Annotated in this window: 16 protein-coding genes; 4 read left to right on the top strand and 12 right to left on the bottom strand. The window is 68.7% G+C overall.

Features of this window, described 5'->3' with window-relative positions; genetic code table 11:
- Positions 1–14: 14 nt before the first annotated feature.
- The 5 genes from tagF to tssJ are packed head-to-tail and all read right to left on the bottom strand — an operon-like array spanning position 15 to position 7,564.
- Positions 15–713: a type VI secretion system-associated protein TagF gene (tagF, locus tag HWX87_RS02050; protein ID WP_176045429.1), complete on the bottom strand. Its 699-nt coding sequence runs from the start codon at positions 711–713 to the stop codon at positions 15–17.
- Positions 695–4,321 (bottom strand): type VI secretion system membrane subunit TssM, encoded by a 3,627-nt coding sequence (gene tssM / locus HWX87_RS02045; RefSeq protein ID WP_176045428.1) that lies wholly within the window; start codon positions 4,319–4,321, stop codon positions 695–697. Before tssM ends, tagF begins: the two co-directional genes overlap by 19 nt.
- Before the next feature lies 1 nt (position 4,322).
- Entirely contained in the window at positions 4,323–5,642 is a 1,320-nt protein-coding gene (locus HWX87_RS02040) for a DotU family type VI secretion system protein (protein ID WP_176045427.1), read from the bottom strand.
- 15 nt (positions 5,643–5,657) lie between these two features.
- Positions 5,658–7,052, bottom strand: coding sequence for a type VI secretion system baseplate subunit TssK (gene tssK / locus HWX87_RS02035; protein WP_176045426.1), 1,395 nt, complete (start codon positions 7,050–7,052; stop codon positions 5,658–5,660).
- Complete coding sequence (tssJ, locus tag HWX87_RS02030; RefSeq protein ID WP_176045425.1) at positions 7,049–7,564, bottom strand: type VI secretion system lipoprotein TssJ; 516 nt, start codon at positions 7,562–7,564, stop codon at positions 7,049–7,051. The genes tssK and tssJ overlap by 4 nt, the downstream gene beginning before the upstream one ends.
- Before the next feature lie 629 nt (positions 7,565–8,193).
- Here tssJ and HWX87_RS02025 point away from each other — a divergent pair.
- The 3 genes from HWX87_RS02025 to HWX87_RS02015 all read left to right on the top strand — a co-directional run bounded on the left by HWX87_RS02025 (position 8,194) and on the right by HWX87_RS02015 (position 11,373).
- Positions 8,194–8,583, top strand: a complete 390-nt coding sequence (locus HWX87_RS02025) for a TssQ family T6SS-associated lipoprotein (RefSeq protein WP_176045424.1) — start codon at positions 8,194–8,196, stop codon at positions 8,581–8,583.
- 48 nt (positions 8,584–8,631) lie between these two features.
- Positions 8,632–10,056 (top strand): type VI secretion system-associated FHA domain protein TagH, encoded by a 1,425-nt coding sequence (gene tagH, locus HWX87_RS02020; RefSeq protein WP_176045423.1) that lies wholly within the window; start codon positions 8,632–8,634, stop codon positions 10,054–10,056.
- 87 nt (positions 10,057–10,143) lie between these two features.
- Positions 10,144–11,373: an aminoglycoside phosphotransferase family protein gene (locus HWX87_RS02015; RefSeq protein WP_176045422.1), complete on the top strand. Its 1,230-nt coding sequence runs from the start codon at positions 10,144–10,146 to the stop codon at positions 11,371–11,373.
- A gap of 129 nt (positions 11,374–11,502) precedes the next feature.
- Here HWX87_RS02015 and HWX87_RS02010 read toward each other — a convergent pair whose 3' ends face one another.
- The 7 genes from HWX87_RS02010 to HWX87_RS01980 all read right to left on the bottom strand — a co-directional run bounded on the left by HWX87_RS02010 (position 11,503) and on the right by HWX87_RS01980 (position 19,530).
- On the bottom strand, positions 11,503–12,948 hold the full coding sequence (locus HWX87_RS02010) for an NAD-dependent succinate-semialdehyde dehydrogenase (RefSeq protein ID WP_176045421.1): 1,446 nt from the start codon (positions 12,946–12,948) through the stop codon (positions 11,503–11,505).
- Positions 12,949–13,101: 153 nt separating this feature from the next.
- The gene (locus HWX87_RS02005; RefSeq protein ID WP_176045420.1) at positions 13,102–14,400 is read right to left on the bottom strand and encodes a cytochrome c; all 1,299 of its coding nucleotides are present in this window, start codon (positions 14,398–14,400) and stop codon (positions 13,102–13,104) included.
- Positions 14,401–14,413: 13 nt separating this feature from the next.
- Positions 14,414–16,633, bottom strand: a complete 2,220-nt coding sequence (locus tag HWX87_RS02000; protein WP_176045419.1) for a xanthine dehydrogenase family protein molybdopterin-binding subunit — start codon at positions 16,631–16,633, stop codon at positions 14,414–14,416.
- 1 nt (position 16,634) lies between these two features.
- Positions 16,635–17,090: a (2Fe-2S)-binding protein gene (locus HWX87_RS01995; protein WP_021162722.1), complete on the bottom strand. Its 456-nt coding sequence runs from the start codon at positions 17,088–17,090 to the stop codon at positions 16,635–16,637.
- A gap of 133 nt (positions 17,091–17,223) precedes the next feature.
- Entirely contained in the window at positions 17,224–17,523 is a 300-nt protein-coding gene (locus tag HWX87_RS01990) for a putative quinol monooxygenase (protein ID WP_176045418.1), read from the bottom strand.
- 93 nt (positions 17,524–17,616) lie between these two features.
- The gene (locus tag HWX87_RS01985) at positions 17,617–18,675 is read right to left on the bottom strand and encodes an NADP-dependent oxidoreductase (protein WP_176045417.1); all 1,059 of its coding nucleotides are present in this window, start codon (positions 18,673–18,675) and stop codon (positions 17,617–17,619) included.
- Positions 18,676–18,909: 234 nt separating this feature from the next.
- The gene (locus tag HWX87_RS01980; RefSeq protein ID WP_176045416.1) at positions 18,910–19,530 is read right to left on the bottom strand and encodes a TetR/AcrR family transcriptional regulator; all 621 of its coding nucleotides are present in this window, start codon (positions 19,528–19,530) and stop codon (positions 18,910–18,912) included.
- 297 nt (positions 19,531–19,827) lie between these two features.
- Here HWX87_RS01980 and HWX87_RS01975 point away from each other — a divergent pair, with 297 nt between their 5' ends.
- Positions 19,828–21,399, top strand: a complete 1,572-nt coding sequence (locus HWX87_RS01975) for a hypothetical protein (RefSeq protein WP_176045415.1) — start codon at positions 19,828–19,830, stop codon at positions 21,397–21,399.
- Positions 21,400–21,435 lie beyond the last annotated feature (36 nt).

Genomic DNA, 21,435 nt, shown 5'->3' with positions numbered 1-21,435 from the left:
CGTCGCCCAGGCCGCTAGCCGCCGCCGAACAGCGTCAGGAACAGCGCGTTGTCGGGCGTGCCGGTGTGCGCATGCGTGCGCAGCGGCGATCCGTCGGCGCGGTTGGTCCACCAGAAGCTGGTGCCGCCGTGCGGATCGAAATAGCCGGACAGCCCCGGCCATGCCGGCGGCGCCGGCTGCTCCGGCAGCGCCGCCGGCATGCCGTCGACGAGGTGCGCCGCGTCGCGACCGGCGGCCGGCGCGAGCCGCACGCGTTCGAGCGTCTGCTCGAGGTCGCCCGGTGCGCGCGCATGGCGGATCGCGTCGAGCAGCGCATGGCCGACCTGCCAGTAGAACGCGTCGGCGGCGTCCGGCAGCCCGTTCCAGTAGTCGGCCGCGCGCATCGGCAGCGTGACGATCACCGGGTAATAGCGCCCGACGCGATCGCAGCTCGGCGCGAGGCAGCCCGACTGCACGTACGACGCGCCGGCACCGGCCGGGATCAGGAAATTCCAGACCGGCGCGACCGTGTAGTGGCGCTCGATCTCGTCCGTGCCGCGCTGGCGCATCGCGGCCATCCCCTGCTGCAGCCAGCGTTCCCACCACAGCGCGAGCGCATGCGGCAGCCGGCTGTTCACGAAGTCGCCGGCGCCGGGAATCTTCCCGTACCAGGCCGGCGCGTCGCCGTCGGCGCGCGCGAGCGGCGGTGTCGGGCTCATGGCTTCGGAGGGCATGTAAAGGACTCCATCTGGGGCAGCCGGAACGGGTTGCGGACACTGCCCGCATTCACCTGCAGCACGATCGGTTTGCCGTCGACCGTGAAGCGCGCAATCATCTGGTCCGAACCGCGCCCGGCCGACACGGCCGCGCGGTCGAACAGCCGGTGCAGCGCCCACGGCCCGTCGGTCGAGAAGCCGTCGGTCGCGCCGGCCTGGCCCGACACCTGCAGCCGCACCTGGTTGCTGCCGCGCGGGCCCGGCCAGTCGACCGCGCTCTGCACGAGCGGGCCGTGCGCGTAGCGGACGATCTGCCCGTCCACGTCGAGCACCATCTCGCTGATCGACGGGTCCATTTCGAGCGGCTGGACCTGCACCTTCAACTGCGCCGTGCGTGCGCCGCCGCCGAAATAGACGTCGCGGATCACCGCGGCCTTCTCGAACGACGCGAGCATCGCCGCGGCCGACGGATCGGCATCGGCATTGCGGTTCGCGAAGCGCCACGGGTGGGACGTCGTATCGACGATCGACTGCAGGTTCTTCTGGAAGAAGTCGTCCATCAGGCCGCCCGGCGCGAACATCTGCGCGAAATCGGCCGGCGCGACGTCGCGCGACGCACCGCGCGCGAACGGATAGCGGCCCGCGATCGCCTGCCGGCAGAAGTCGCCGACGTTCGCGCCGGCACGCTGCGCGACACTGCGCTGCTCGACCGTCGCGACGCTGCCGTTGGCGACGTTCGACAGGTCGTCGAGCACTTCGCGGAACGGTGTCGGCAGGCGGCCGGCCTGCGCGCGCAGCCGTGCGGGGGCGTCTGACGGCGGCGGTTGCGCGCCGCTCCTCAGCGCGTCGTCGGTGGCGGTCAGGTACGTGTACAGCGCGTCGATCGACTTCAGCACCGCGTCGAATGCCTGCGCCTGGTCGCCGCTGCCCGGCGCGAATGCACGCAGCCCGGCGAAATGGCTGTCGACCACCTGTTCGGGGCTCGCGGGCGCCGCCGCCGACGGATTCGCGTCGCTGGCCTGCCCCGCGAAGATCTGCGACAGCGAGCTGCGCGCCTCGTCGACCTTGTCCTGCGCACGCGACGCCAGATTGCGTGCGCCGCCCGGCGCGTCGCCGAGCGCCGTATCGCGTGCCAGTGCCACCATCAGCCGCGTGAGCGGCGAATCGGCCGACGACAGCGCACGTGCGACCTGGATGCTCTGCGCGAGCGTCGCCGTGCGCTGCAGCTTGATGTCGGCGAGATAGTCGTCCCAGATCTTCAGGTAGTCGTTGAGGTAAAGCTGGCGGATGTCGCGAGCCCATGCGGCCGCGTCGTTGGGCCCGGGGATCTCGGACAGGCCGAGGTTCAGCACCCACACCTCCTCGCGCCCGTACGCGTCGACCTCGCCGGCCAGGCGCGGCGCGAACACGTTGCGATAGCCGTTGCGCGTATAGAAGCCCGGCACGCCTTCCGACAACGGCTTGCCGCCTTGGCGGCGGAACACCAGCGACGCGTCGGGGCCGACCGCGCGCGCGACGCTGAAGTCGAACGCCGACGTTGCCGGCCGCAGCGTGCGCGTGAGCTGCCGGTACAGCCGCTGCGAGAACGGCACCTGCCGCAGCCGGTCGCGCACGTCGGCCACGAGCCGCTCGTTCATCGGATACGGCGACACGGCGACACGGCTGCCGAACAGCGCGGCGAGATGCGCGCGCAGCGCCGCGCGTTCGGCCGGCGAGAAATCCGGCGGCAGCGAGCGTTCCATTTCGAGGTCGACGACGGCCTGCACGAACGCGGGATCGTAGTGCGCGCTGTCGTACAGCATCAGGTACGCCTTCAGCGCCGCATACGCGTATTCGGTTTCATCGGGGCGCGCATCGCGCAGCGCGGCTTCCATCCGGCTCGCGGCGATCGGCAGCAGGACGTCCTCGAGCGCGCGCCGGTACACGGCGTCGACGGCCTCGTCGATCTTCTCGCCCTGGAACAGCCCCCACCGGTACGCAAGCGGCGGATGCTGCAGGTCGACACCGCCCGCATTCGCGAGCCCGCCGAGCGCGTCGAGCACGGGCAGCAGCCGCGCGATGTCGGACGCATCGGAGAATTTCGCGCCGGCGATCTGCGAATCGACCGCCGGCACGCGTGCGGCGATCTGGTCGAGATACGCGCGGTTGTTCGCATAGCTGCGCAGCCACGCGGCCAGCACGGCCACGCACACCAGCGCGAGCAGCACGTAGCCGGCGAACTGCAGCACGCGCCGCTTCTGGTGCCAGCGCAGGTCGCTGCCGGCCAGCGCGGCTTCGCGGAAGATGTGTTCCTGCAACAGCGATTTCAGGAAGAAGCTGCGCCCGGTCGACCCGACCTGAGCGACCGGCGGCACACCCTCGATCTTCAGGAAGCGCTTGATGCCGCTCATCACGCGATCGAACGCGGTGCCCTCCTGCGTGCCGCTCGTCAGGTAGACGCCGCGCAGCATCGGCATCGGCTCGTAGCTCGACACCGAAAACACCTCGGCGACGAACTGGCCGAGCATGTCCTGCAGGTCGGCGATCTGCTGCGGCAGCAGGTACGTCATCTCGCGCTGGCGCGCGTCGGTCTGCGCGGCGAGCAGTTCGGGCAGCCCGTCGTTCAGCCGCTGGTGCAGCAGCCGGTATTCGCGGTCGAACGCCGCGCGCAGGTCGAAGCCCGGCGCTTCGCTCTGCGCGAGCGGGAACGTGAAGCCCCACACCTGCGCGCATTCCGCGCGGCCGTAGGCACCGAAGTATTCGGCGAACCCGGCCAGCAGGTCGGCCTTCGTCACGAGCAGGTACACGGGAAAGCGGATGCCGAGCTGCGCGCGCAGTTCGAGCAGCCGCTTGCGCAGCACCATCGCGTGCTGCGTGCGCTCGGCTTCCGATGCGCCAAGCAGGTCGGCGACGCTGATCGTCAGCATCGCGCCGTTCAGCGGCTGGCGCGTGCGGTATTTCTTCAGCAGGTCGACGAAGCCTTTCCACTCGGCTTCGTCGAGCGCACGGTTGCCTTCGTGCGTCGTGTAGCGGCCGGCCGTGTCGATCAGCACGGCATCGTTCGTGAACCACCAGTCGCAATGCCGTGTGCCGCCCACGCCGCGAATCGCCGCACGGCCGAACTGTTCGGCGAGCGGGAAACTGAGCCCGGAATTGACGAGCGCGGTGGTCTTGCCCGAACCCGGCGCACCGATGAACACGTACCACGGCAACTGGTACAGATACTGGCGCGACATCCGGTCGAACCAGCGCGGCAGGCCCTTGCGCACGGTATCGGCCTGCCCGAAGCGGACCTTCTTCAGCAGCGTCGCGGCTTCGTCGAAGCGGCTGCGCAACTCGTCGAGCTGCGCCTTCGCCGGATCGTCGGCGATGGCCGGCCCCGGCGCGGCCTCGCGCAGCTGGTTCAACAACTGCGCGTTGAGGCGGCCGGCGCGCCAGCTGCGCCACGCGACGCGCACGCCCCACGCGATGAACAGCACCGCGATCGTCAGCCCGCGCGCCCAGCCGCTTTCGAGCGGCCGGACCTCGGCAAACGCGAACAGCGGGCCCGCGAGCCACACGAAGCATGCGAGCACGACGAGACCGGCGAAGGTCCAGATTTCCCGCGACGGCAACGGCCGGACGAAACGCGCGACAGCCTGGTTCATGTTAGTTGGCCCCCTGCGTCGCGCCGACGGCGGCACTGCCGGGCGCCGGCAGCAGCGTGATCTCGACGCGCCGGTTCAGCGCGCGGTTCGCGGGCGAATCGTTCGGCGCGACCGGATCGAGCGTGCCGCGCCCTTCCGCCGCCAGCCGCTCCGGATGATCGAGCCGCGCGGCGATCATGCTGCGCACGGCTTCCGCGCGTTCGCGCGACAGATCCCAGTTCGACGCGAAGCGCGCCGTATGCACCGGCGTGTCGTCGGTATAGCCGGTCACGCGCACGTTGCCGGGCACCTTGTTCAGCGCATCGGCGACGCGTGCGAGCACCGGCACGTAACGGTCGATCACCGACGTCGAGCCGGATTTGAACAGCCCGTCGCCGCGCAGCACGATCACGCTGCGATCGGCATCGTCGCGCACCGACACGAGGCCGGCCGCGATCTCGGGCGCAAGGAACTTCGCGATGCGCGGCGCCGGCGCCGGGCGCGGCGGCGCCTGCGCGGGCTGCAGCTTCGGCACGTGCAGTGCGTCGATCGACGCGAACAGCCGGTCCGAGTGCCCGGCGAGCGCGATGCGCAGCCCGACGAACAGGCCGAAACCGATCAGCAGCGCGAGCGCCACGCACACCCACAGCGGGACGACGAACCGGCGGGCGACATCGCGCGTGACGACGTCGCGCCAGTGCGGCGACAGCGCGGGCTCGAATTCGCCGCGCACCGAACGGATCGTCAGCGCGAGCTGGTGGCGTAGCGCGTCGAGCTGCGCGTGACCGTTGTCGAGCACGCGATAGCGGCCCTCGAAGCCGAGCGCGAGACAGAAATACAGCAGCTCGAGCAGGTCGAGATGCTGGCGGGGCTGCTGCGACAGCCGTTCGAGCAGGTGGAAGAATTTCTCGCCGCCCCAGGTCTCGTTGTGGAACGACACGAGCAGGCTGTGCGACGACCACACGCTGCCGCCCCACGGCGTCAGCGCGGCCGCCTCGTCGAGCGCCGTGCACAGGCAGTAGCGCGCGCCGATGATCGCCTCGGACGGCACGCCGGCTTCCTGCGCGCGCGCCTCGAACTGCCGGATCTCGACGACGAGATGCTCGCGCAGCCACGCCGGATTCGGATGGTGGACGGTCGAGCGGATCTGCGGCACGAGGTTGAGCAGCGGGTTCGCGGCGGCGACGAGCGGGTTCGTGCCGCTCGCGCTCCAGCGGCCCGGCCGCGGCTGCGTGGCCGTCGGCCCGGCCGTGCCCGCCGCGGCAGCCGGATGCATGCCGCCCGGATTCGGCGGCACGAATCCGCCGGCGCCGGCGGAGATCGGATCGGAAGAAGAATTCATCGCGTCGCCCCGCCGTCACCCGCGTATCGCCCAGAACTCCATCGAGAGTCCGGGGAATTCGCCGGCGAAATGAAAGGCGAGACCGCCGGAGCGCGCCAGCTGCTTCCACAGGTCGCTGCCCTTGTCGATCTCGAAGTACGTATGGCCCGCGTGATACGGGATCTGGCGCGGCGCGACCGGCAACTGGCGCATCGTGATGCCCGGCAGCTGCAACTGCACGAGATCGCGGATCCGCTCGACGGGCCCGAGCTTGGCCTGCGCGGGAAAGCGCGTGCGCAGGCTGTCGGCCGGCAAGTCCGCGCGCACCGCGAGCACGAAACCGGCCGTGTCGCGCAACGCGGGGTCGGCCAGCGTCGCGACGCGGATGCCGTTGCCTGCATCGCGCAGCTCGATCTGGATCGCGTTTTGCTCGAGCACCGTCGACAGCGACCGCCGCAGTTCCGCGATCAGTTCCGCGAAGCTCGTCCGCAGGTCGTCGTGCACGTAGACCGCGAGCGACTGCGGGCGCCGGCCGGCCGCCGTGAACGTGCTCAGGTCGCACGCGAGCTTCAGCCAGTCGCAGAACAGCGTTTCCGGATGCGTCGACACGTGCTGCTGCGCATGCCAGGTCAGCGCGAGATAGCGGTTCACGAGTTGCAGCAGCAGGAAATCCGCGACTTCCGACACGCCGCCCCGCCCCGGTTCCGACAGCCGTTCGCCAAGCGCCTCGCTGCGCTGCGTGAGCAGCCCGTGCAGTTCGCGCGCATAGGCGAGCAACACCGCATCGCGCTGCGCGACGAGCCGCGGCGGAATGTAGCCGTCGTCGACCAGCAGCCGTGCATCGGTGCGCCGCTCGACGATCCGCGCGACGCCGAGCGCGTGCCAGTCGCCGGTCAGCTCGGCTTCGAGCATCAGCCGGACGTTCAGGCGGCCCGTCTGCAGCAGCGCGGGGCCGAGCGCGACCGCGTTCGCATCGGCCACTTCGTATTCGCGCACGACGTAGCGCGCGACATCCGCGTTGCCGTCGCCGCCGTTGGCCGCGCCCGCGCCCGCGCCGAACGACACCTCCTCGCCGCCGCCGCGCCACAGCGGCAGCGCGAGCACGACGAGCTGGTCCTTCGCGTCGGCCGGTACGTCGAGCGGCTCGGGGAGATCGTCCGGATGCGACAGGTCGAACGGCGTACCGTCGCGCATCACGCCCGACGCGGCGCGCAGCGCGACCTTGCCGAGCGCCAGTTGTTCGCGATCGATCTCGAGCGCGTCGAAGCCCCAGTAGAAGCCTTGCAGCGGCAGGCAGCGCAACGCGACATAGCGCTCCCAGTGCCGTTCGAGCTGCTGGAAATGCTGCGGGCGCAGGAACATGCCCTCGGTCCACACTACGCGCTGGCGGAGCGCCGCGACCGGCGTCGCGGACATCGTCGGTTCGGTCATGGGCGCCCCTGCGGATTGTTCAGCGCGACGCCGCCGTTCCGGACCGCGATCGACAGCTTCAATTCGCCCGGCGATGTCTGCCAGAACTTGTAGAGGTTGAGCTGCTTCGCGCGCGGCAACGGCACCGTCAGCCGCCAGCGGTTCTTTTCGAGCATCCGGTATTCGGCGACGACGCCGATCGCGCCGGCCTCGACGTTGCCGCGATAGTGCAGCGTGCGCGACTCGCCGGGCCGCAGGATCACGCGGTCGGTGCCGAGCAGGTCCGCGCCGAGCACGTTCTCGGGCTTGTCCTGCAGCGAGAAGAAATCCGCGCTGTCGAAGGCCGACGCCGCACGCAGCTGGAACACCTTCAGCACGATCGGCGACGGCTTGCGGTTCATGTCAGGGTTGACGTCGGGCGCAACGTCGACCGTGATCGCATACGGCACCGCGGCCGCGTGCTCCGTCGCGCCGCACCCCGGCAGCAGCAACACGCATCCCCATACGATGAAACGGCTCGACCGCCATTGCATATTCCACCCTCGCCACCCAATAGCCATGCGCCGGTTTTCAACTGCGAAACCGGGTGATCGGATCAAAAAAAGGGACAATCAATTAGTCGGTAATTGTGTAATTCGCATATCCTTCCATTGCAATTTATTCCGGCAGATTGTTCTGGTAAAAAGCCGGGTCGAATCATCCGGAATTCGTAAAAATCGATTTTGCTAGATGACAGGCAATTGAGTCGAGATTGGCATTTGACGGAAAAAGTTAATCCGACCGGTTCGCCTGGGCGGCCCGGTTCTATTGCTTGGACACCTGTCGGATGGGCACGGGGCATAAGCCGGCCGGCCGCCGAGCAAGGGGCGCTCGCGACGCTGACGGTGTGCCGGGCTATTCGTTCCGCCCGAATGGACGGTCCATTTTTTCGTGCATTGACGAGCCCTGACAAAACAACTGACGAATCCAAAAAACACAGCGAACTATAGATCGTTTTCCCGGTTTAACAAGCGCTGAAATTCGTAGTCTATTTTCAATCTGAAATGGAATCGGATCGGCCAGTTGAAACAAAACGTAACAGCGATATCGGCGCCGATGATTGGCACTAGAATCCAACAGCGTTTGTGTGCCACATTCCAAAACCACAATTTTTATTTCAATAATGAAAGGTCGTTCATCGATCGTTCTTTTCCTCGGCGCGCTGTTGCTGGGGGCCGGCGGGTGCAGCACGTCGTCCCCGACGCAGTCGGCCGCGCATGCGACGCTCGACAGCGCGCGCACCGCGTACGCCGCCGGCGACTACGGGCGCACGATCGCGCTGCTGAACCATGCGAAGGAGATCGACGGCGCCGACGTCGATACGCAGGTCGCCGCGCACAAGCTCCTCGCGTTCAGCTACTGCGTGACGAACCGCGTCGCGCAATGTCGCGCGGAGTTCTCGAAGATTCTCGACCTCAACCCGCGCTTCGACTTGTCCCCCGCCGAGAAGGGGCATCCGGTCTGGGGGCCCGCGTTCGAATTCGCGCGCCGCAGACATGCGTCGGCATCCTGAACGAACCGGTTTCCACGCGAGCGCTTCATCCACCGAGCGACGTATGACATGCAACTGATCGTGATCGAACATGCCGGCGAGCCGGTCGAAAACGACTCCTACGACGCCGTCGTGTTTCATCCGCCGGGCGGCACCATCGGCCGCGCGACCGACAACCATCTGGTGCTGCGCGACGACACCCGGCAGGTTTCGCGGCTGCAGGCGCTGCTGCAGGTCGGCGACGACGCGTGCCTGCTGAAGAACCTGAGCAGCGTGTCGACGATCGAGGTGAACCGTGAACCGGTCGGCTATGCGCAGGAGCGGCCGCTCAATACCGGCGACATCATCCGCATCGGGCCGTACGTGTTGCGGGCCGAGCGCGACGACGGCAACGCTGACGACGGCGCGCCGGTCATCGACATGGCCCTCGATACTGGTGAACCGATCGGCACGCGCGATGCCCCCGAGGCGGCCGCGGCGCCCCCCTCGCCCTTGCCGAAGGTGGCCGGCAACCGGCTGTGGGGGCTGCTCCAGGATCGCCTCGCGCCCCGCGGCAAGGCGGCGGATGCCGGCACGCGGCCCGGTGGTCCCGCCCGCCCGGATGCGCCGCGGCCCGCGCACCGCGCCGCGCCGTCGCAGCGCGACCTGAACCAGTTGTCGATCGATCCGCTCGACCTGTTCGCGCAGTCGTCGGGCGATCCTGGCGCGTCGGGCACGGCGTCGCCCGCCGATCGCGGCAACGCGGATCGCGACACGGTGCACGCGACGCAGGCCGACCATGCGCCCGAGTGGACGCAGCACGTGCGCGTTCAGCCGGCGGCCATGCGTGCCGACACTCGGCCGGCCGACGAGCCGGCACCACACGCCGCGCGCGCGACGCCGGCGCCGCCGACGCCCGACGAGCTGTTGAACGCGTTCTTCGAAGGCGCGGGGCTCGACGTGGCCGCCGAGTCGCACCAGTGGTCGGCCGAACAGCTGTACATCGCGGGTCAGCTGCTGGCGCTGTTCGCGAACGGCACCGTCGAGCTGCTGTCGTCGCGCAGCATCCTGAAGCGCGAGGTGAAGGCGCACATGACGATGCTGCTCGATCGCGAGAACAACCCGCTGAAGCTGCTGCCGGACGGCGGCGCCGTGCTGCGGCAGATGTTCGGGTTGCCGCTGCCGGGCTTCATGTCGCCGCAGAGCGCGGTCAGCGATGCGTTCCAGGATCTGCATGCGCACCAGATCGGCATGGTCGCGGGCATGCGCGCCGCGCTGATGGACCTGCTGACGCGCTTTTCGCCGCAACGGCTGCGCGAACGCGACGACGCGATGCGCTGGTACGAGAAGCGCGTGCCGGCGCTGTACAAGGCGCGGATGTGGGATCGCTACGCGGCGACCCATCGCGATACGGTGTTCGCGATCGAGGACGATTTCGCGTCGGTGTTCGGCAAGGCGTTCCTCGCCGCATACGACGCCGAAGTGGAAAGCTATCGCGGCAGCAGCCGGCATTGAGCCGCGCGAGCGGCCACTGCCCGGCCAGGCATGCGCGAATCGGGATAAGCTCGTCCTGCACAGTCAATGAATGCTGTCGGGAGCGACATGAGCACGATAACGGAGACCTTCGATCCGGCCGTACCGCCGGCACGCATGGCGCGGCTCGTGCTGGTGACGCCCGACGGCGCGGTGGTCGGTTGCCTGCCGCCGATGCCGGTCGCGATCCCGTGGTGGCAGGAGGTGGAGTCGGTCGTGCGTGCCGCGCGCGAACGCCATCGCGTCGACGTGACGATCCTGCGTTTGTTGGAAACCGCTCGCGATCGCGCCCCTGGCGGCGAAGTCACCTACCTGGCCGAGATCGCGTCGCCGGTTCCGGCCGAATGCTGGGCCGGGAACATCGAGCCCCATGCATTGCGCCAACGCTACGCGCTGCCGGGCGGCCCCGCGGCCGATCTCGGCTGGGCGGCGCGCGTGCTGGCCGATCGCGGCCTGTCGGCGAGCGCCCGGCCCGTGCAGGTGCGAACCTGGAACCTGTCCAGCGTGTGGCGGATCCCGATCGGCGGCCAGTCGGCCTGGCTGAAGGTGGTGCCGCCGTTTCTGGGGCACGAGGGCCGCGTCATCACGGCATTGGCCGGCCGGCGCGTGCCGACGCTGCTCGGTCATGACGAATGCGGGCGCATCCTGCTCGCGGACATTCCCGGTGACGACCAGTACGATGCCGCGCTGCCGCAACTGTTCGACATGGTGACGTTGCTGGTCGACCTGCAGGCTGCATGGATCGACCGCGTCGACGAACTGCGTACGATGCGCTTGCCCGACTGGAGTCGCGCGGATCTGTCCGAGGAGATCTCCGATGTCGTCGAACGCAACGGCGACGCACTGTCGGGCGACGAACGTGCGTCGCTGCTTCGTTTCGTGAACGGGCTGGCGGCGCGGCTCGCCGCGATCGACGCGTGCGGACTGCCGACTACGCTGGTGCACGGCGACTGCCATCCCGGCAATTTTCGCGGCACGCGATCGGCGCTCACGCTGCTCGACTGGGGCGACAGCGGAATCGGCCACCCGCTGCTCGACCAGTCGGCGTTTCTCGACGCGGTGCCGCGGGAATACGCGGCGGCGATCAAGACGCACTGGAATCGCGAATGGCTGGCGCGGGTGCCCGGCTGCGACCCGGTGCGCGCCGCCGCCCTCCTCGCGCCGATCGCCACGGCCCGGCGCGCGGTGATCTACCAGCGCTTCATCGACAACATCGAGCCGTCCGAGCAGATCTACCATCGCGGCGATCCGGCCGACTGGCTGGGCCAGACCGCGGCGCTGGTGACGACACCCGACTGAAGGCGGGGTCGTCCTGCCCTGTATCGTGAAATTCAACGAAAAACGGCGCGGGCCGGGCATGACGCCCGGCCTGCGCCGTTCGTTCGTGCGCGCCGCACCGGCGGCGGCGCGCGCACGGTCAACCGGCCGTCAGACAGCCATCACCGTGACCGACTTGGTGACGAGGTACGGCTCGAGCGCTTCCGGCCCGCCTTCCGAGCCGTAGCCCGAATCCTTCACGCCGCCGAACGGCATTTCAGGCCACGGCGTCGCCGGCTGGTTGATCCACAGCATCCCGACTTCCATGCGCTGCGTGAGCAGGTGCACGTTCGCGAACGAACGCGTGAACGCATAGCCGGCCAGACCGAACGGCAGACGGTTCGCTTCCGCGATGGCATCCTCGAGCTTGTCGAAGCCGCGGATCGCCGCGACCGGGCCGAACGGCTCGTTGTTGAACACGTCCGCTTCGAGCGGCACGTCCGCGATCACGGTCGGCGCGAAGAAGTTGCCTTCCGAGCCGATCCGCTCGCCGCCGGTTTCGATGCGCGCACCGACCTTGCGTGCGTTGTCGACGACCGACGCCATCGCGGTGAGGCGGCGCGGGTTCGCGAGCGCGCCGAGCGCCGTGCCTTCCTCGAGGCCGTTGCCGACCTTCAGCCCTTCCGCATGCTTGACCAGCGCGCGCGTGAATTCGTCGCGGATGCTGTTGTGCACGAGGAAGCGCGTCGGCGAAATGCAGACCTGACCCGCGTTGCGGAACTTCGCGCCGCCGGCGGCTTTCACCGCGAGCGCGACGTCGGCATCCTCGGCGACGATCACCGGCGCGTGGCCGCCCAGCTCCATCGTCGCGCGCTTCATGTGCAGGCCGGCCATCGCGGCGAGCTGCTTGCCGACCGGCGTCGAACCCGTGAACGTGACCTTGCGGATCACCGGATGCGGGATCAGGTACGACGAAATTTCAGCCGGATCGCCATACACGAGGCCGATCACGCCGGCCGGCACGCCTGCGTCGACGAACGCGCGCAGCAGCGCGGCCGGCGACGCGGGGGTTTCCTCCGGCGCCTTCACGAGGAACGAGCAGCCGGTCGCGAGGGCTGCGCTCAGCTTGCGCACGACCTGGTTGACCGGGAAATTCCACGGCGTGAACGCCGCGACCGGGCCGACCGGCTCCTTCACGACCGTCTGCTGCGCGCCGAGGTTGCGCGGCGGCACGATCCGGCCGTACACGCGACGGCCTTCGTCCGCGAACCATTCGATGATGTCGGCTGCCGACAGCACTTCGACGCGTGCTTCGGTGAGCGGCTTGCCCTGTTCCTGCGTCATCAGCTGTGCGATCGCTTCGGCACGTTCGCGCACCAGCGCGGCTGCCTTGCGCATCGTCGCCGCGCGCTCGTGCGCGGGCACCTTGCGCCACGCTTCGAAGCCGCGTTGCGCGGCGGCGAGCGCACGGTCGAGATCGGCGATGCCCGCGTGGGCCACCTTGCCGATCGGCTTGCCGGTCGCCGGGTTCACGACGTCGATCGTCTTGCCGCTCGCGGCGTCGACCCACTCGCCGTCGATCAGCAGTTGCGTATCCGTATAAGTCACGTTAGCCATCCAGACACCCCTACATTGCGTCGATAAAACGCGCGCTGCCGCGAACGGCCGCGCGCCGGTTGACAGAAAAAGCGAGGCCGCCGGGGCGGGCACGCACCCGGTGGCGTCGACGGCAGGCACGCCGGCCCGCCATCGTTCCGCATCGCGCCGCGCTCAGCGCGCGGCCGCCGTCGCCTTGCGGAGTTTCGCGACGTCCGCCGCCTGCACGGCCGGCGCGCCGTTGCTCCAGCCGGCGCGCATGAACGTCAGCACGTCGGCGATCTGCTGGTCGTTCAGCTGGTTCGAGAACGCCGGCATCGGATACGCGGACGGCACACCGCCGATCACGAGCGTGTCGCTGCCGTTCAGCGTCACGTTGATCAGTGACGATGCATCGGCCTCGAGCACGTTCGGATTGCCGGCGAGCGGCGCGAGCAGCGGCGCGTAACCGCGCCCGTCCGCGCCGTGGCAATGCAGGCAGTAAGCGTTATACACCTTCGCGCCCGGATCGGCTGCCGGCCGGCCCAGCGCGACCTGCGTCGCCTTCGGATCATAACTGTACGGCGGCGCGCCCGTGCCGCCTGCGGCCGGCAGCGATTTCAAGTATCGGGACATCGCGGCCAGATCGTCGTCGCTCAAGGCTTGCGTGCTGTGGTTGATCACGCTCACCATCGAGCCGAACGCGGTCGCGTGCCGGTTCGCGCCGGTCTTCAGGAACTGCGCGACCTCGGCCTCGTTCCAGCGGCCGAGCCCCGTGTTGTGCTCGCCGGTCAGGTTCGACGCGAACCAGTTGTCGATCGGCGCGCCCGACAGGAACGCCGCGCCGCCTTCGTCGAGCGCTTTCTCCTGGAAGCCGACGCCGCGCGGCGTGTGGCACGACCCGCAGTGCCCGAGCCCCTGCACGAGATACGCGCCACGGTTCCACATCGCGTCCTTGTCCGCTTTGTCGGCATACGGCGTCGTGTCGAGGAACACCAGGTTCCACAACGCGAGCGGCCAGCGCATGTTGAGCGGCCACGGGATGTCGGACGGCCGGTTCGCCTGCTTCACCGGTTCGACGCCGTGCATGAAGTACGCGTACAGCGCCTTCACGTCGTCGTCCTTCAGCTTCGCGTACGACGGATACGGCATCGCCGGATACAGGTTGTGGCCGTCCTTCGCGACGCCCTTGCGCAGCGCGCCGGCGAACTCGGCTTCCGTATAGCCACCGATGCCCGTCTCCGGATCGGGCGTGATGTTGGTCGTGTAGATCGCGCCCATCGGCGTGACCATCTTCAGGCCGCCCGCGAACGGCGTGCCGCGCGGCGCGGTATGGCACGCGATGCAGTCGCCGGCTTTCGCGAGGTAGGCGCCGCGCGCGACGAGCGCGCTGTCGGCCGCCGCCGTTTCCGCCGCGTGTGCCGCCGTGCCGGCCAGCAGCGCGGACAATGCGAGCAGCGACGCGCGGAGCGTGTTCAGCGTGAGGTTTCGCATGATCGTGTCTCCCTCAAGCCGTCTTCAGCTGGTTGCCGACCGGCAGCTTGCGCAGCCGCGTGCCGGTCGCCGCGAAGATCGCGTTCGACAGCGCCGCCGCCGTCGCGGCCGTGCCGGGCTCGCCGATTCCGCCCGGCGCTTCGCCGCTCTTCACCAGATGAACCTCGATCGGCGGCGTCTCGTTGATTCGCATCATCCGGTAGTCGGTGAAGTTGCCCTGCACGACGCGGCCGTCCTCGATCGTGATCTCGCCGTACAGCGCGCCCGTGATCCCGAAGATGATGCCGCCCTGCACCTGCGCCTCGATCGTGTTCGGATTGACGAACATGCCGCAATCGACCGCGCATACGACGCGCTTGACCTGCACCTCGCCGCCGTCCACCGCGACGTCGATGACGATCGAGAAGAAGCTGCCGAACGCGTGCATCACCGAGACGCCGCGCCCTTGCCCCTTCGGCAGCGACGCGCCCCAGCCGGCCGCCTTCGTTGCGACGTCGAGCACGTTGCGGGCGCGCGGCGTCTTGTCGAGCAGCGCGCGGCGGTATTGCACCGGGTCGGTCTTGGTCTGCGCGGCCAGTTCGTCGATGAAGCTCTCGACGACGAACGTGCCGCGGGTCGGGCCGACGCCGCGCCAGAACGCGGTCGGCACGTGGCGCGGCTCCTGGCGCACGTAGTCGACGAGCTGGTTCGGCAGGTCGTACGGCAGCTCGGCCGCGACCTCGACCGCATCGGGATCGACGCCGTTCTGGAACGCGGGCGGCGCGAAGCGCGCCATGATCGACGAGCCGACGATCCGGTGCTGCCACGCGACCGGCTTGCCGTTCGCGTCGAGGCCGGCCGAGATCTTGTCGTAGTAGCACGGCCGGTACATGTCGTGCTGAACGTCTTCCTCGCGCGTCCAGATCACCTTCACCGGCGCGTTGACCTGTTTGCCGACCTTCACGGCCTGGCCGATCATGTCCGTTTCGAGCCGCCGGCCGAAGCCGCCGCCGAGCAGGTGGTTGTGCACGACGATCTTGTCCGGCGGAAAGCTGGTGAGCTGCTGCACGGTATCGCGCGCCCGCGTCGGCACCTGCGTGCCGACCCAGATCTCGCAGCCGTCGCTGCGCACGTGCACCGTGCAGTTCACGGGCTCCATCGTCGCGTGCGCGAGCAGCGGCTGTTCGTAGACGGCGTCGACGCGCGTCTTCGCGTTCGCGAAGGCCTTGCCGACGTCGCCTTCCTTGCGTGCGACCGCGCCCTTGCCGTTCGCCGCCACCTGCGCGAGATCCGCGAACAGATCCTTCGTCGATACCTTCGCGCCCGCGCCTTCGTTCCACTTCACGACGAGCGCCGATGCGCCGCGCTTCGCGGCCCACGTGTGATCGCCGACCACCGCGACCGCGTTGTCGACGCGCACGACCTGGCGCACGCCGGGAATCTTCTTCGCGGCCGTGTCATCCACGCTCGCGACGGTGCCGCCGAACACCGGGCTGTTCACGATCACCGCGTACAGCATGCCGGGCAGGCGTACGTCGAGCCCGAACTGCGCGGTGCCGTCGACCTTCTCCGGCGAATCGAGGCGCTTCGCGGGCGTGCCGATCAGCTTGAAATCCTCAGGCTTCTTCAGCGCGACGTCCTTCGGCACCGGCAGCTTCGCCGCGGCGTCGGCCAGCTGGCCGTACGACGCACGGCGGCCGCTCGGCGGATGCTGCACTTCGCCGTTCGCCGCGCGGCAGCTGGCCGGATCGACGTTCCATTGCTTCGCGGCCGCCGCGACCAGCAGCGTGCGCGCCGTCGCGCCCGCACGGCGCATCGGTTCCCACGCATAGCGCACCGACGTCGAGCCGCCGGTGAGCTGGCCGCCGAGCAGCGGATCCATGAACAGTTTCTCGTTCGGCGGCGCGTGATCGAGCGTCACGCTCGACAGCGGCACTTCGAGCTCCTCGGCGATCAGCATCGGCAGCGACGTATAGACACCCTGCCCCATCTCGACCTTCGGCATCACCAGCGTGACCTTGCCGGCGCGGTCGATCTGCACGAACGCGTTCGGCGCGAATACGCCCGGCTGCGCGGGTTCGGCCGCATCGCCGCCGATCACCGAGCGCCGCGCGTCGTCGCCCGCCGCCGGCAGGCTGAAGCCGAGCAGCAAGCCGCCGCCGGCCGCCGCGCCGAGCGACATGCCGAGTTTCAGAAACGACCGGCGCGACACGCCCGCGCCGGCCCGACCTGCTTCGATCAGTCCGCGTGACATGTCATGCCTCCTTCGCGGCTTGCTTCACGGCCGCGCGAATCCGGTTGTAGGTGCCGCAGCGGCAGATGTTGCCGGCCATCGCCGCGTCGATGTCGGCGTCGCTCGGGTTCGGGTTGGACGCAATCAGCGCGGTGGCGGCCATCACCTGCCCCGACTGGCAGTAGCCGCACTGGACGACGTCGAGCTCGCGCCAGGCCTGCTGGACCTTGTGCCCGGCCGGCGTCGCGCCGACGGCTTCGATCGTCGTGATCTTGCGGCCTGCGACGGCCGCGACCGGCAGCACGCACGAACGCGCGGCGACGCCGTCGAGATGCACGGTGCACGCGCCGCATTGCGCGATTCCGCAGCCGAACTTGGTGCCGGTGAGGCCGACGACGTCGCGCAGCACCCAGAGCAAGGGCATGTCGTCGGGAGCGTCGACCGTGCGGGTTTCGCCGTTGATGTTGAGGGTGACCATTCAGCCTCCGGGGCCGGTGTATTGGGGAAGCGGCGCGAACGCTGCGCCGTGCGGTGTCGTCATTGCCGTCGCGCCGTGCACGACGGGTGCCGCGCGGCCCGGGTGGGGGCGAGCCGCGGCGGTGAAGCGGGTGTTACTCGGCCACGTCGATGCCCGACAGCACCTTGATGACGGGCGGCGCCGTGAACCAGTCGGCCGACTTCGTGCGGAATTCGCCGAAATACGGGCTTGCGAGGTGCGCGTCGAATGCGGCCTGGTCGTCGTAGATCTCGTACAGGTGCAGGTTCGGCGAGCCGTCCTGCTCGCGGAACAGGTCGTAGCGGCGGTTGCCCGGCTCGGTGCGCGTCTTCGCGACCATGCTGCGCAGTTCGGCCTCGGCGGTCTGCGCGTGTTCGGGTTTCAGGAACAGGGAAGCAATCACGTGAAGCGCCATCTTGTCACTCCTTTTGAATCGAAATCGAGCATGCCACAAGCTGGCGTCGCGCGACGCCAGCGTGCAACCGTCATGTGTTGCCGTGCCGCGATGTCAGGCCAGTTCGTCCGGGCCCACGCGCACGACGACCTTGCCGAAGTTCTTGCCGGCGAGCAAGCCGATCAGTGCTTCCGGTGCATCGGCCAGGTCGGGGACGACGTCCTCGAGCGTCTTCACCTTGCCCTGCGCGACCCATTCGCTCATTTCCTTCAGGAACGTCGCATAACCGGTCGCATAGTGGTCGAGGATGATGAAACCCTGCATCCGGATGCGCTTGCGCAGGATCGTGCCCATCAGCGCCGGCACGCGATCGCGGCCGGTCGACACGGCCTTGTCGTCGTATGCCGAGTCGTTGTAATGCGCAATGATCCCGCAGACGGGCACGCGCGCATGATCGTTCAACAGCGGCCACACCGCGTCGAACACGGCGCCGCCGACGTTCTCGAAATAAACGTCGATGCCGTTCGGACACGCTTCCTTCAGCTTCGCCGCGAATGCCGGATCGCGATGGTCGACGCAGGCGTCGAAGCCGAGCGAATCGGTCACGTAGGCGCACTTGTCGGCGCCGCCTGCGACGCCGACCACGCGGCAGCCCTTCAGCTTCGCGATCTGGCCGACCACCGCGCCGACCGCGCCGCTTGCAGCCGCGACGACCACGGTTTCGCCGGCCTTCGGTTCGCCGATCTTCAGCAGCCCCGTGTACGCGGTGAAGCCCGGCATGCCGAGCACGCCGAGCGCGTACGACGGATGCGCGAAGTCGCGGCCGAGCGGAATCAGGTCGCGGCCGTCGGACAGCGCATAGTCTTGCCAGCCGGCCCCGGCGACGACGAGATCGCCTTCGCGGAATGCCGGCAGGTTCGATGCGACGACGCGGCTGACCGTGCCGCCGACCATCGGCTGGCCGAGTTCGGCCGGCGGCGCATAGGACGGCGCGTCGCTCATCCGGCCGCGCATGTACGGATCGAGCGACAACCAGACCGTGCGCAGCAGCACCTGGCCGGCGCCGGGCGTCGGCACGTCACCGGTTTCCGGGCGGAAGTTGTCGGGCGTCGGTGCGCCGACCGGGCGCGAAGTCAGGATGATCTGGCGGTTTGCGGTCTTGCTTTGCGGCATGTGAGCCTCCGTCAACAGGAATAAGCGTGCTTCGTGGGCACGATCGGATCAGGGATGGACCAGCGGAAGATGCACGCCCGCAGCCGCGTCGGCATTGGGGCCATCGCGGTCGCATGCGTGCGGTTGGATCAATCGGGACAGCGTAACGCGGCGTGAAGCGTTCGTCATGCGTGTTTGAGTAGACCAGTCGTCTAGAATCGGGGCGAAAACAAGGCGCGCCGAAGCGCGCCCGGATTACGACTGCGCACCGCCCTGCGCGGCCGGCGTCAGGTTCAGCATGCGCAGCGTTTCGGCCATCGCCCTTTCGAGCGGCTGGCGGTTGCGATGAATCTTTTCCAGCAGCGTCGCGCCCAGCCACAGCTCGTAGAGGATCGCGGCCGTGTGCGGCGGATCGTCGACCGCCCGCAGCGAGCCGTCGGCCAGCCCGGCCTCGATGCCGCCCGCAAGCCGCTCGATGATCTGGCTCGTGCCGCGTCGAAGCACCGCGCGCATCGCTTCCGACAGGTCCGACACTTCCGCGCCGAGCTTCACCGCAAGGCACTTGCCTTCCGGATCGTCCGCGCATTGCGTGTGCAGCCAGTTGCCCCAGTACGTCATCAGGCGTTCGGCGCCGGTGCCGGCCTGATGCTTGAGCAGGTTGTCGAGATGCGCGAGATAGCCTTCGAAATACGATTCGAGCAGCGCTTCGCCGAATGACTCTTTCGAGCCGAAGTAATGGTAGAACGAGCCCTTCGGGATGCCCGCCGCAGCGAGAATCTCGTTCAGACCGACCGCCGAAAACCCCTTGTGGAGCATGATCGGCTTCGCGATATTCAGGATGTGCTGGCGGACTTCCGCGCCTGAAGATGCATTCATGATGGCGTATGGTAGCAACGATTAGACCGGTCGTCTAGTAACGTCGAACCGGCATGTTGAGCGGCACTTTACCTGATCCCCGCCGGGCGCCCAATGCCTGGCGGGCGTTCCCCTGCACCGCCGCGTGCACGCCGTCACACGAGCGACTCGGTTTCGTCGCGGGCGTTTCATCGATCTCCCGCTTAAATATGCGCGGCGCGTATGCCGGCGGTCGTGAACGAGCAGCCGGCGTTGCACACGTGTGCAATGCGCCGGACCGTCGTTGCCTCCTCTCGAACCCGTGACCAGGAACGCCCCATGACCGCCTCGAAACCCGCCCGTCCGCCCGCGCCGAACCGTCGACGCTTCATCCAGCGCGGCGCCGCGCTGACCCTGTCGCCGCTCGTCGGCACGCTGGCCGCTTGCGGCGGCGACGGCAATCCGACATCCGCGTCGTCGCTTGCCGCGGCCGGTGCCGCGAATGCGTCCGCGCGCAGCTACGGCATCGCCGATCGCTCGATCACGATCAACGTCACCAACGCGATTCCGTCGACGACGCTCGCGTTCGGCAATGCGGCGAGCCAGAGCGGCTCGACGCCGCAGGCATCGCAGGCGCGGGTCGCAACCGGGCAATCGACGGCCGTCAGCGCATCGAACAGCTGGGGCGATTGCACGGGGTCGTTCAGCCTCGCCGGCGGCGACGCATCGTTCGCGATCACGTACACGCATCCGTTCGGCTCGCAGCCGACCACGGTCGGCGTCACGCCGTCGGCCGGCTACGTGTCGGGCGCCGACGCCGCGACGTTTCCCGGTCACGACTCGGTCGCGAATCTCAACCTGTATCGCGGCGTCGCGACCGCGAACGGCGCATGGGTCGTCCCGCTCGCACAGCTCGCGACGCCGCCGGCCAACAACTGCCAGGATTTCGCGAACAGCATGTTCGGCAGCAACGTGCGCACGGCCGCGGCCATCCAGTCCGCGTACCAGGGCACCGGGTCGCTCGGCTACGTGCCGCCCGCCGACTTCACCGGCGGCCAGCTCGCGGGCTTCGTCGCGCAATGGGTGCAGCGCTGGCAGAACGGCGCGTCATACACCGTGCTGCCCGCCGCCGATGCGCAGCTGATCGATGCGCTGAAGCAGTACGTGTCGAGCGCGTCGAATGCCGGCCCGCTGACGATGTGGGTGCCGCAGATCGCATGGCAGGCCGGTACGGACCCGGCGGTCTTCGCGTTGACGGGCTATCGCGCCTTTCCGTTCGTCGACGCGCAAGGCAACTGGATCGCGGCGACGTTGTCCGCGTTCCTGACGTTGCTGGCGGCCGGTTCGCACCTCGTCGCGATCAGCGCAACGAGCGACCTGCCGGCGGGCGTCACGATGCAGGCGTTCGACAGCTTCATGGGCGCGAGCGGACTGACGACGTCGACGGATATCGGCAACTCGCACTACGCGTCGGTCCTGAACACGACGGGCCGCTACTACCTGAGCGTCGGCAGCGATTTCGCGCCGGCGAACTGCGGGCTGATCCTGTCGTTCCTGTACGGGCGCACGGTGAACAACCTGCTCGCGGGCGCCGGCACGTACAACACGTTCATCCAGCTCGAAGGGTGGCAGGCCGGCGGTTCGCGTCACAACGCGGACTACACGACGTATCAACAGACGCTGTGGAACATCTCGACGTACGGCGCGTCCGCGTACAGCGAGAAGCGCGCGACGTCGATCTTCCTCGCGCCGGCCGGCTGGACGCCGCAGGTCTACCAGACGACGCGGATGATGCCGTACGTTGGCGCCTATGCGCAGTCGAACGGCACGCCGCAGGGCTGGCTGAATACGTCGCTCGTGACGATTCCGGCGGACGCGCCGCCGCTGCCGTCGCGATACGTGGCGAGTTGAGTTGAATCGGGCAGGCTCGCCTTGCGGCGTGCGCCG

Source organism: Burkholderia sp. BCC1644 (assembly GCF_902833225.1).
Taxonomy (GTDB): domain Bacteria; phylum Pseudomonadota; class Gammaproteobacteria; order Burkholderiales; family Burkholderiaceae; genus Burkholderia.
This window is presented reverse-complemented; position numbering and strand designations above follow the sequence as displayed.